Source organism: Lishizhenia tianjinensis (assembly GCF_900116425.1).
GTDB classification, from domain to species: domain Bacteria; phylum Bacteroidota; class Bacteroidia; order Flavobacteriales_D; family Crocinitomicaceae; genus Lishizhenia; species Lishizhenia tianjinensis.
Window position 1 is genome coordinate 1342337 of sequence record NZ_FPAS01000001.1, and the last position, 12280, is coordinate 1354616.

At 37.8% G+C, this 12280-nt stretch carries 8 protein-coding genes; 7 read left to right on the forward strand and 1 reads right to left on the reverse strand.

The features are described 5' to 3' along the window. The first annotated feature begins 122 nt into the window (after window positions 1-122). Window positions 123-2351, forward strand: coding sequence for a hypothetical protein (locus BM327_RS06175; protein WP_090247445.1), 2229 nt, complete (start codon window positions 123-125; stop codon window positions 2349-2351). Here the strand turns inward: BM327_RS06175 and BM327_RS06180 are convergent. Further along, the gene (locus BM327_RS06180) at window positions 2348-3772 is read right to left on the reverse strand and encodes an ATP-dependent DNA helicase (RefSeq protein ID WP_090247446.1); all 1425 of its coding nucleotides are present in this window, start codon (window positions 3770-3772) and stop codon (window positions 2348-2350) included. The two genes, BM327_RS06175 and BM327_RS06180, sit on opposite strands and share 4 nt — an antisense overlap. A gap of 161 nt (window positions 3773-3933) precedes the next feature. On the opposite strand from BM327_RS06180, the gene BM327_RS06185 reads away from it, so the two are divergent. Genes BM327_RS06185 through BM327_RS06210 form a run of 6 tightly spaced genes read left to right on the forward strand, consistent with a single transcriptional unit; the run spans window position 3934 to window position 12245 of the window. Then, window positions 3934-4836 carry a hypothetical protein gene (locus BM327_RS06185; protein WP_090247447.1) on the forward strand — a complete coding sequence of 301 codons (903 nt, stop codon included), beginning with the start codon at window positions 3934-3936 and terminating at the stop codon, window positions 4834-4836. Window positions 4837-4840: 4 nt separating this feature from the next. Then, the gene (locus tag BM327_RS06190; protein WP_090247448.1) at window positions 4841-5599 is read left to right on the forward strand and encodes a DUF3822 family protein; all 759 of its coding nucleotides are present in this window, start codon (window positions 4841-4843) and stop codon (window positions 5597-5599) included. Beyond that, complete coding sequence (locus BM327_RS06195; RefSeq protein ID WP_170853689.1) at window positions 5590-6132, forward strand: RsmD family RNA methyltransferase; 543 nt, start codon at window positions 5590-5592, stop codon at window positions 6130-6132. Before BM327_RS06190 ends, BM327_RS06195 begins: the two co-directional genes overlap by 10 nt. Window positions 6133-6189: 57 nt before the next feature. Further along, window positions 6190-6645: a hypothetical protein gene (locus tag BM327_RS06200; protein WP_090247450.1), complete on the forward strand. Its 456-nt coding sequence runs from the start codon at window positions 6190-6192 to the stop codon at window positions 6643-6645. A gap of 57 nt (window positions 6646-6702) precedes the next feature. Beyond that, the gene (locus tag BM327_RS06205) at window positions 6703-11046 is read left to right on the forward strand and encodes a CusA/CzcA family heavy metal efflux RND transporter (RefSeq protein ID WP_090247451.1); all 4344 of its coding nucleotides are present in this window, start codon (window positions 6703-6705) and stop codon (window positions 11044-11046) included. A gap of 5 nt (window positions 11047-11051) precedes the next feature. Further along, window positions 11052-12245 (forward strand): efflux RND transporter periplasmic adaptor subunit, encoded by a 1194-nt coding sequence (locus BM327_RS06210; RefSeq protein WP_090247452.1) that lies wholly within the window; start codon window positions 11052-11054, stop codon window positions 12243-12245. Window positions 12246-12280 lie beyond the last annotated feature (35 nt).

A 12280-nucleotide genomic window follows, 5' to 3' on the forward strand; every position in this document is an offset into this window, starting at 1 on the left:
GAGGTAAATATAGTTAGATTCAAAACTTGTAACCTTTCAACAGTTCTCCATTAAAATAAAGCATCAACTTTTTAAATCTACTGAACTATAAATCGCATATTTGCAACGCTTATAATTTGACTATGAAATACATTTTTACCCTTCTTGTTCTGGTAGTAAGTACCGTTAGTTTTTCACAGACCGCAACGAGTTTTACACCTGAAGAAAAAGCTTACTTCTATCACATCGTAAAAAAGAGTCCTATACTCGACCAAAACCTAGGTCGATACCTTATATATACGGGAGAAGATGTTCGAATGCCCAACGGAGAGGTGAATTTCGACAGTATAGAGAGTTTGATTATTAGTCACCCAGAATTTTTAAATTTTGACACCTACACCCTTGCCAAAGCTCCTAAAGGAATTCTTGCAGAAGCAGCCAACAAACTGGCTTTATGGGATTTGAATAATCTCCTAAAAGCGAAACGTTCTAAGCAATTAGAGAAAAAAGGACTCGAACACAAATACCAACAATTCGAGGAAGTATTAAGAGGTCACCTACCTTCCAGTGCATTTAAAACCATAGACGGAAAAAAGATCATCAACGAAAGGTTTGACAATGTTATGGATCCTTCCATCAACTTTAGAAACAAAGTCACCATGGTTTCTGCCATGCCTTTTTTAAATTTCAACGAGCAACAGCAAGTATTGAACGCAATTGCTTTGGCAATTAACACTTATGTAAATAATAGAAGTTATGAAATATTCACTCAATTGGGTGGTGAAGCAGACAATTATCAAAACTTCCTAATCGCTGTGGGAGATGGAACCATGTCGTCTAGCACTTTTGTAGACAGAGAAAAAGACGAAAACAACAGGTTCAATGTAGCCTTACCAAAATCTAGCGGACTCTTTCCTTACGAAATACAAATTGAAAAAAAATTAGAAGGAAAGCGTAAAACGACTAAAAGTATAGAGCCACGTAGAACCAATATCACCAATATTTACACCTCAGGGAAAAACAAGGCAACAAATATTCATGTTGATGTATACGGTTACAACGAGGAAAAACAAACAACAGTAGTCATAGAAAGAAATGGCTTAAGTTACCACTTGTTCGGATCTGTGGACAACCGATTTTTATCGCCAGACTCTAGTTATGCAGGAGAGGCAACCTACTACAGCATCATTAATGCCCTTACTAGAGATATTGCCCGCGTAAATGATATGATTTACGGTAAGAAAGGATATGATTTCTGGATAGCCTACTGGGAAAAAGAAAAGGCAAAGACCTCACTTTCTATAGATAAAACCGAAAAGAAGGTAAGCGATTTTAGAGGAAGTACCACTATTACTACCAGTAAGAAAAAGAAGAAAGGTCAGAGCTACCCAAGCGTTTCTGACGGAGGTGATAAAAGAAGAGAAATGCAAGAAAAGGTACTTACTCTTTACGGATATTACGACCAATGTAAATCTGAAATCAAAAAACTCACGCTTGAAAAAGAAAGAGCTATGGAGTTATTGAGCAACTTGGAACGTAAAAAATCAAAATCAGAAGAACTTATTGGAAGAAACTGGGCCAGCTATAAGGTAAAAGACGGTTTATACACTTTCGAGGACTCATGTACCTTTGATTTGTATACACAAGAGTTTTGGATTCCAGAATCTGCAGAACCAGAGGCCATAGAAATTAGAGTTTTGACTATACCTTACGACTATAATTCCACAGACGCAGATGACAACATGCTGCACATTTCTGTAATGGACGCGCTTCCAAAATATGCGAGTAAAGTTCAGTTTGCTGCCATTGATTTATTTGAGGAAAAAAGTTATGCCCTTGAAGGAACTTTGTTCAATGAGAAAGACAGCACTGCCATGGTTGAATTCTTCGAAGCAATGCTGAATAAAAAGTTAAAAACACATACACATTTAGTAGCTGGCGGAATAGGAAAATGGAATGGTTCACATGTTGAAAAAGATTTTCAAGGAAGAGAATTTGATGAATACCCAACTCCAGCACACAGAGATAGTTTATCATTTAAGCGCTTAAGAAGCAATGAAATTTATGTGAATATAAACAGAGCCATCAACCTTTACATCAGTTCGTATACTGATCCTGTTATAACAGACTTCAGCGTGAATAATGAAAAGGTAAATGCCTTGAAGGCAAAATACAAATTCACAGATAACGATGTATTGACCTTATTCAGATGTGCGCAACTGGCTAAACAAATGCAACAAGAAATTACTGTTCTTGCCAACATGTACATGTCGCCAAGTGAAGCGAAAAAGATTATTAAACGCTTCAATAAAATGTTGAAGAAAGCAAGTGTAGATGTAGGAACGGTGAGTGTAAAACTTAAAGATCTTTAGTCTTCCTCAAAGAAGGCGTCGTGGAAATTCACGAGAAATAATTTTTCAGATGCTCGGGTAAAGCCGGTGTACAACCAATTAAAAAAGTCTTTATCCAGCATCTCTTCATTTAAAAAGCCTTGATCTAAAAACACAGCACTCCACTGTCCACCCTGTGATTTATGACAGGTAATAGCATAAGCATACTTTACTTGTAGCGCACAGAAATAAGGATCATTTAAAATACGAGCATAACGCTTCTTCTTGTTCTTTTCCCAACTGTAATCCATCTCCAGTGCTTCCCATAAATCCTTCATTCTCTCTCTAGATAAATTAGGTGCATCTAAGGTTAAGGTTTCTAAGTTTAAATAAAGTTCAAGCTGATCCATTTCGGGGTAATCCACTAACTCCACACTTACTTGAGCAAAAAGAAAACCATACATTTCTTCGAGTTTGTGCAACTTTCGAACGCGTATTATTTCTCCATTGGCCAAGAAACCTATGTTGTTGTCTTTGGGCAACCACTTGTAATTGTTTTTGACAATCATTAGGTAATCTCCTCCCACCAAGACATCTTCATACCAAAGTATTCTACTTCTAATTTGAGCATTGAATAAATTCGCCCTTTTGTTACTTCGGGTTATCATTATCGTATCCTCTATTCCATAATTAGAAATGGCACTGTCTAATTCTTCTTGCAATTCTTCACCATTGATTCTTCGTAAATCGGCCTTACCTCGTAACTCAAAGTGAGGATAACGCCCGTTTTCTGCCGAACGCAATAAGGTTGCATTGTGCAGAATATCTGAATCATGCGCTTGACGCAAGACTTCTGTTAATTGTATGTGATAGGTATTGTCGAGAAAATAATTGCTTTTGAGGTAGTCTTTATTTAAAGCCGGACTAAAATTACATCCTACGGGAGGAAGCTGTCCTTCATCTCCTACGAATATTATCTTTGCGTTACCATTAGAATAAGCAAATGTGAAGAGGTCTTGCAATAAGTTTTGCACATAAGTATTTCGTCCTTCTTGGAAAGAGGACTCTGCTATCATCGAAGCTTCATCCACAATAATCACTCGAACACCCGCATCGTTTGGTCGTACAAAAGCAGAACCAGGTTCTAATTCATCACTTCCTTTATAGATATAACTGTGTATGGTATAGGCTCTGTGTCCTGCCTTATTGGCAAAAACTTTTGCTGCCCTACCCGTTGGCGCCAACAAAGCAAACTTCTTAGTTACAGACTTTAAGGCATTCACGTAGGCCGCCATCACACTGGTTTTCCCTGTTCCGGCATACCCCGTTAATACGAATACATCCTTCTCTAATTTTTTATAGGTAAACTCGATTAACTGATCTACAGCACGTTCTTGGTCTGAGGTCATAGGATGACCAAAAGCCTTACTTACTTTTGCCTTAAATTCAGTTTTTGGATGCATAATTGCGAAGTTAAAAACTTTCCTTTCATGCTGGGGCAATGTTCAAATCTAAACTGCTCTCCCTTTGCAATTGATTAAACGGTTCAAAAAAACTACTGTGTGAAATATTGCGCTATTAAAAAAATTGTAGTTTTGTAAGGCATAAATGAAATTCATAAAGAATGAACGGTTCTATAAACATTATTTTTAAGAAATATTTACTTGCAGCGGTAATTGCAATAGTAGGTTTGGTTTTATTAATCTACGGATTGAACGAGAAAAACGGTCAAGATTCATTATTCATAGTAGCATCTGCTAACATCTTTGTTGGAGGTGTACTTGCAGTATTACTAAGCTCTGGACTTTTAAAAAGAAATTTAGTTATAGTTCTAGCAGTTTTATGTACGGTGGTGACTTGTTTGATAGGTTACTTTTCATATGAATCAGTAAACGACTCTATTCTTCACAATGAAAAGAGAGTGGCTGCTGAGTTACAAACTGTTCAGGTTTTGACTGAAATCAAAGAACTTGAAAAAGCATTTAAAGAACAAAACGGAAGATACGCTGCTAATTTCGATGAGTTGAAAAACTTCTTTGAAACAGGTACAGTTAAGAAAGTTGAGTCTGAAGGAACAGTTCCTCAATACAAATTGAAGAAGGCAGAAAAAATGTTGTTGTACAACGCTAACCCTCCTTCTGATGAGAACATGACAGAATTGGAAGCGTACAGATTGAAATACGAATTCAACAACCCAACAAACATCCCTGGTTTAGATAACTTCAGAAGAGATACAGTAGAGATATCTTTCAAAGAAAGTTTCTTAAACAACAAGTCGATGAAAGCCAACAGAGCTCGATTCAACATGGGTCCTTTCGATATTGAAGAGATTAGATACGTACCACTTTCTGAACCAAGATATGAGTGGACAATTCAAACCATAGATTCTGCTATAGTTATTCAAGATACTATGCCAGTAATCAGAGTTTACGCAGAAGAGCCTATCTCTAAATTTGAAGGAGGTACAAAAGATACTATAGGATTTGGTAACTTGAAAACAGGATCTTTAACAGGAACTTGGGAGTAAGCATATGGCTACACAACTTTGTATAAATATTACTGGAACCTCAGCACATTTTGCTGAGGTTCTTCGTTCTTCAGAAGAAGTTGTAAATCACTATCACCTTCAGTTTAGCTCTTTTGTTGAAGAAGAGATCAAAACAGAACTTTTAACCTTCATCCACGCCAATAATCTCAGAAGAGATTTCGATGAAGTAAGTTTAGCCTACTGGAACAATACCTACACTTTAGTACCTTTTAGTCTTATTGATAGTAAAAATTACACCGACGCATTTACCCTTTGTTTTGGTGATCACTTTGCTAAAAATGAGATAGACTACAACATGTTACCTCAGCTTGGTATTTCAAGTATATTTCACCTTCCTTCTTGGATCAAATCCTTCTTTATCGTAAAGTATCCACGCATTGTTATTCAACATGCCTCTACTTTGTTTTTGCGAGGAATGAATCAAGCCAATAGCTTTAAGCCAACGGTAGAAATTGAGGTGAATGATCAACACTTTTACTTAAATGTATTTGTGCACGGCGAACTGAAATTCTCCAATGCCTTTGAATACAACCACGTAAATGATATAGTTTATCATACCCTTTTGGTTTTACAGAAACTAGAAATTAGTAAGGAAAGTGGCGAAATTGCCATCTCTGCCCTGAACGCCAAAATTGATTTAAAGGAATTAAAAGAAACCTTTACTTCTATAGACGAATTAAAAAATATTCGCTTGGAAGTGAAAGAACACCAATACATAAAACATCACTTACTGTGCGTATAATTAGAGGTAAATTAAAGAGTCAACGTTTTAGTGCCCCGAAAGGTTTTCCTTCTCGACCAACTACAGATTTTGCTAAGGAAGGATTATTCAACATGTTGGAAAATCAATATTCGTTGATCAACCTAGACATCCTTGATTTGTGTGCAGGTACAGGAAACATAACACTGGAATTTGCATCAAGAGAAGCAGGACATATCACAGCGATTGATCAAAACTTCAAGTGTACCAAGTTCATTTTTGATTTGGTAAAAAAACACAACTTACACGATGATGTAAAGGTCTACAAAAGTGATGCTGTTAAGTTCTTAGAGAAAACAAAAGAAAGCTACGATATCATTTTTACCGACCCACCCTTTGCAGCAGATATACACGACGATATACACCGTTTGGTATTTGAAAGAGAATTGTTAAACCCTGGTGGAGTTCTTATAATAGAGCACGGTAGAGAATGTAATTTTGAAGCCTACAAACATTTTCAATTTGTAAGAAAATACGGAGGTGTGAATTTTGCCTTTTTCCAAATAGAGGATTAACAGTTTCTTAGCACTTTTCTCTTCCTTAAACAAAGGAAAATTTTCTACTTTTGCGAAGTGACTAAGTTACTCACATACCTTTTTTTAGGATTAGTATTGCTGTACACCTTTGGTGCAGGTAATAGTTTTCTGCCTTTGTGTGAAAGTAATGATATACAAATAGAACACGCAAAGTTTGAGCACAGAGAACACCCTTCTCACATAGAGCACGGTCATGAACACACGAGTTTAATAGAACACGGTGAACACTATGATGAGGGCGTATTTGACTTGTTACTATGCTACCTCACAGAAAATGAACACTTAGGAGATTCCATAAAAGTTGAAATCTTTTCAGCTGATCAAATTTCTCAAGTTTTTATTCTAAGCCTCGTTTTCACCTTTGCTTTAATTGTTGGTTTACAATTAATCGACTTAAAAGCTGGGAAACAATACGACTTTTACAGAGCGAATATTTATCAGCCCCCTCAGCGGAAACAACATCTTCTTCGCGGTCCTCCTTCTCAAGTTTAAACACAGATTAGGTCCCACACTTTGGGACGAAATTGCACACGTTTAAACTTTTATCTCATGATAGAAAAAATTATTTCTTTCTCAGTAAAGAACAAATTAATAATAGGTCTTATGACCATAGCGCTGGCTGCAATGGGGATTTGGAGTATGACGAAAGTCCCTTTAGATGCAGTTCCAGACATTACCAATAACCAAATACAGGTTATTACCCAGGCTCCTAATTTAGGAACCGAAGACATCGAACAATTTGTAACCTACCCCATAGAGGTAAGTATGGCCAACCTTCCAGGCATTGTGGAAGTGCGCTCTATTTCCCGTTTTGGTTTATCGGTGGTCACGCTTGTTTTTGAAGATGATATGGGCACCTATCTTCCCCGACAACTTGTTTCTGAAAAACTCGTGGAAGTAAAAGCAGAAATACCGGCTCAATTTGGAGAACCTCACATCGGTCCTATCGCAACAGGTTTAGGTGAAATCTATCAATATACTTTAGAGGTAGATGAAGAACACAGCCAAGACTATGATTTAAGAGAGCTCAGAAGCATACAAGATTGGATTATACGTCGCCAAATGGCTATGGTACCAGGAGTTGTAGAGGTAAATGCCTTTGGGGGAGACATCAAAGAATACGAAATAGCTGTTGATCCAGAAGAGTTAAGAGCGATGGATATCAGTATTACAGAAGTTTTCGACGCTTTAGAACGCAACAATGAAAATACAGGAAGTGCTTACATAGAAAAAAATCACTTTGCCAATTTTATTCGTGGTGAAGGTTTGATTAAAAGTTTGGATGACATCAAACAGATAGTCGTACAAATTAAAAATGACATACCTGTAACCATTGGTGATGTGGCAAAAGTTCAATATGGAAATGCCATTCGCTACGGTGCTTTAACCAAAGATGGAAAAGGTGAAGCCGTTGGAGGTATGATCTTGATGTTGAAAGGCGCCAATTCTAACGATGTTATTGAGGATGTTCAAATCCGCATGGATGAAATTCAAAAATCTTTGCCAGAAGGAGTAAGCATTAAACCTTTCTTGGAGCGTTCTGACTTAATCTCTTCAACCACCTCTACCCTTGCCAGAAACTTAATTGAAGGGGCTTTAATTGTAATCTTCGTCCTCGTTATTTTATTAGGTAACTGGCGCGGTGGATTAATTGTAGCCTCTACCATTCCGCTTTCTTTGCTCTTCGCTTTTATCCTTATGCACTACTTTGGTGTTTGGGCCAATTTGATGAGTTTAGGTGCCATTGACTTTGGTATTATCGTGGATGGAGCGGTAATTATTGTTGAAGGAACCGTGTTCATGATACACGACAAATTCCTCAGCCAAAAACTCAACCAACAACAACGCGATGAAGCGGCAATATCTTCTTCAAGTAAAATGATGAAAAGTGCCTTCTTTGGTCAGTTAATTATATTAATTGTTTTCATCCCTATACTCACCTTAGAAGGCGTAGAAGGAAAAATGTTCAAACCTATGGCCTTTACCTTCATGTTTGCCATGATAGGGGTTATGCTATTGTGTTTAACCTATGTCCCTATGATGTCGGCATGGTTCCTACGCGGAGCAAGCAGCAATAAACTTTCCAGGGGTGATAAATTCATTCTTTTCTTAGAAAGAATCTATACACCAGCCTTGAATTGGGTATTGAACAAATGGAAAATTGTATTGACCCTTGCTATTCTCGCTTTGGGTTCTGTGGTTTGGCTTTTTTCGAGAATGGGAGGAGAATTTATTCCTCAATTAGATGAAGGCGACATTGCCTACCACGTTATTTTAACCCCGGGAAGTTCGCTAAGTGAAATGACAGCCACAACTTCTAAAGTTGAAAAAATCATCTTAGACAATTTCCCAGAGGCCAAAACAGTATTGAGTAGAATTGGTGTAGCTGAGGTTCCGACTGACCCTATGCCTATGGACTTGGCCGATTGTTTTATCATACTTAAACCACAAGACGAATGGACCAGCGCTTCTAGCAAGTCTGAACTCATCGAAAAAATAAAGGCTAAGATTTCTGAGGTACCCGGCGTAGCTTATGAATTTACACAACCCATAGAGATGCGCTTCAACGAGTTAATTACTGGTGTTCGCGAAGACATTGCCATTAAACTTTTTGGAGAAGACTTGGACATCTTGGCTGAAAAAGCGGAAGAAATTGGTCAACTAATAGGAGGTGTACAAGGAATTGGAGACATGAAAGTGGAGGCAACTGCAGGTTTACCTCAAATCACCATAAATTACAACAGAGCGAAACTTGCCCAGTATGGATTAAATATAGCCGACATCAATAAATTGGTTCAGAGTGCCATTGCAGGTTCTAAAGCGGGTGTAATTTTTGAAGGAGAACGCAGGTTTGACTTGGTGGTTCGACTACAAGAACAGAAAAGGTCAGGTATCACAGATCTTAAAAACCTCTATGTACGACTCCCAAACAATTCACAAATTCCTTTGCGTGAGTTGGCCGAGATTACATACCAACCCGGACCTATGCAGATAAGTAGAGACAATACGAACCGTAGGACTTACGTGGGTATTAATGTAAGGGATAGAGACATCGCCTCATTGGTCAAAGAAATTCAAGGAATATTGGATGAAAAATTAGACCTACCTCCAGGTTACTTTATTCGTTACGGTGGTGCCTTTGAAAATTTAGAGAGAGCATCGGCGAAACTAAAAGTTGTTGTTCCTATAGCACTGGCATTAATCTTATTGCTCATTTTCTTCGCCTTGAAGTCTATGCAACAAAGTATTATGATCTTCTTAGCTATTCCTTTTGCTACGATTGGAGGTATACTTGCTTTAGTTTTACGCGATATGCCCTTTAGTATTTCGGCAGGAGTTGGATTTATCGTTCTCTTTGGGGTTGCGGTTCTCAACGGATTAGTTCTGGTGAACAGTTGGAATGAACTCAAGGAGGAAGAACCCGAATTGAGTCTTGCAGAAAGAATATCCAAGGGTGCGAAACGAAGAATTAGACCCATTCTTTTAACCGCTTTAACAGATGTACTTGGTTTCTTACCCATGGCAATTTCAACATCTGCAGGAGCTGAAGTACAACAGCCATTAGCAACCGTAGTGATTGGAGGAATGATTTCAGCCACTTTGTTAACCCTCTTTGTTTTACCGATTTTCTATAAAATTATGGAAAGTAGAAATTCTAGTGCACCTTTAAAGAAAGCAGTTTTAGCCTTGGTGATACTCATGTTTACGCCACAACTTATGGCGCAAGAAAAGGTCCTTACACATGCTGATGAAGCAGTTAATGTCGCTTTAGCAAACAATCAAAAAGTGCAAATGAGTCAGCTCGACTTAGCGCATTACGAAGCATTGGTAAAAACCTCGGTTAACTTAGACAAAACCAACGTAGGGGTAAATTATGGTCAAATCAACAGTTACCTGAACGACTATGGAATTTCCATCTCTCAAAACTTCGAATTACCTCATGTTTACCTGCGCAATAAAAAGGCAAACTCAACACGGGTAAACATCGCCAAACAAGACCAAGCAATTGTTGCACTCGACGTAAGTGAAGAAGTTAGAAAAACGTGGATGGAATTGAGCTATCTGCATGCTGTAAAGGATGTTCTACGCATGAAAGACACCCTTTTCACCAACAATTTAAAGGCTTCTACCCTAAAGTTTGAATTAGAAGGAAGCAGTATACTTGAAAAGGCCAATGCAGAAACTCAATTACATCAAGTGAAGAACGATTTGTTCTTAAATGCTCAGGACATTGCAATTCAAGAAAACAAATTACATTTCTTATTACAAGACAGTTTGCAATATAGCTTTCAACCAGAACTGCAAATTTTAGATTTGGTGTTGTGGGATAAAGACAGCTTAAACCTGCACCCAAGCATACAAAAACAAGAGGAACAGGTAAAGTACAGCCAAGCGCAGTTGGAGGTAGAAAAAGCGAAGTTGAGTCCGAGTTTTACCTTGGGCTATTTCAACATTTCCATGATAGGTACGCCCTACTTTGGAAATCCATCGGCAGGTTACAACGATAGGTTTCAAGCCCTTGAATTAGGCGTTGTAATTCCTTTGTTCTTCGGAGCACAAAAGGCGCACATCAAAGCTAGCAACATCGCTTTGGAACAAGCTCGCGTAAACAATGCCTATGTGTTAAATCAATTAATGAACGAAGTTGAAATGGAAATTATTCGGGTAGAAAAAGAAAAGAACAACCTTTTGTATTTTCAAGAAAAAGCCCTTGTTCAATCAAACCTCATTCTCGAAAAAGCGCAATTGAGCTATCAAGAAGGAGCTATAGATTACATTGAATATTTTCAAAACATCAATTTTGCTTTAGATATACAAGTAAAATATTTAGCGAGCATCAACAGCTATAACCAATCCATTATTCACCTATCTAATTTATTAGGTAAAAAGTAAAAGACATGAAAAAATTATATAGCATATTCATCTTGGCCCTTGCCCTTGCAGCTTGTCAAAATGATGTAGCACCAGAAACAACTGCTTCTCCTGCGCATGATCACGCACACAATGAAGATGCAGAGCACCACAATGACCACGAAACGGAAGGGTATCATCTTTCCAAAGCGAAGTTTCAAGAAATGGGACTCCTCGCAGATAGTTTACAGTATGTAAACATTGATGATTGGGTGGAAGTAAATGGTTACTTGCAAGTACCCCCTCAAAACGAAGCTACTGTAACCTCTATTTTGGGAGCTAATGTAAAATCTATTCAAGTGATAGAGGGGCAAAAAATTAAAGAGAACCAGGTTTTAGCCTATTTAACACACCCTGAAATTATTCGAATTCAAACCCAATACGTTCAGAGTAAAAGCAGGTTAAAATTCCTTGAGCAAAGTTTAGAAAGAACTAAAAAACTTTACGATGAACAAGTTGCCTCAGGAAAAGAATACCAAGCTACAGACGCTGAATACAAAGCCACAAAAGGAGAAGTATTAGGTCTGGAAGCGGAATTAAAACTCTTGTCTATAGATCCTAAAAAAGTGGAAAATGGAAAAATCTACGAAAGCATACCTGTAGTGAGTCCTATTTCTGGCTACATCAGAAAGGTATTCGTAAAAACCGGTCAATTCGTTTCTCCCTCAAAAGAGATGTTTGACATCGTCAATAACGATCATGTACATGCCGATTTAATGGTTTTTGAAAAAGACATCAACAAGGTAAAAGAAGGTCAAACCATCAGTTTCAAATTACAAGCCGCTCCCCATGAAAGCTATACCGCAACTATTTTCAGCGTAGGAAAGGCTTTTGAGTCTGACCCGAAAGCTGTGCACATACATGCCGACATCAAAGACAAGAAAGAATTTATGCTTCCAGGAATGTATGTACAAGGAAAAATAAGTACATCAGACCATGCTGTTTTGGCGCTACCCAACGAAGCCATTACTACAGACAAGGGAAAAAACTTTGCTTTTATCCTAAAAGATGAAGGAGAAGAATACGACTTACAAATGGTTGAAGTTATCGTTACCAATACCAATGAAGAATACTCCTCTGTTCGTTTAGCCGATGATTTAAAAAACAAAATATTTCTTCAAAACAAAGCCTATTACATGATGGCAGAATTGATGAAGGGAGAAGCTGAACACGGTCATTAATTAAAACTACAAACACGATACAAGGGAGCTCTGAG

Excerpts from the sequence above, each read along its gene's own strand:
- BM327_RS06175 (WP_090247445.1), top strand. The coding sequence starts at position 123 with ATGAAATACATTTTTACCCTTCTTGTTCTGGTAGTAAGTACCGTTAGT.
- BM327_RS06190 (WP_090247448.1), top strand. The coding sequence starts at position 4,841 with ATGGCTACACAACTTTGTATAAATATTACTGGAACCTCAGCACATTTT.
- BM327_RS06210 (WP_090247452.1), top strand. The coding sequence starts at position 11,052 with ATGAAAAAATTATATAGCATATTCATCTTGGCCCTTGCCCTTGCAGCT.
- BM327_RS06180 (WP_090247446.1), bottom strand. The coding sequence starts at position 3,772 with ATGCATCCAAAAACTGAATTTAAGGCAAAAGTAAGTAAGGCTTTTGGT.
- BM327_RS06205 (WP_090247451.1), top strand. The coding sequence starts at position 6,703 with ATGATAGAAAAAATTATTTCTTTCTCAGTAAAGAACAAATTAATAATA.
- BM327_RS06185 (WP_090247447.1), top strand. The coding sequence starts at position 3,934 with ATGAACGGTTCTATAAACATTATTTTTAAGAAATATTTACTTGCAGCG.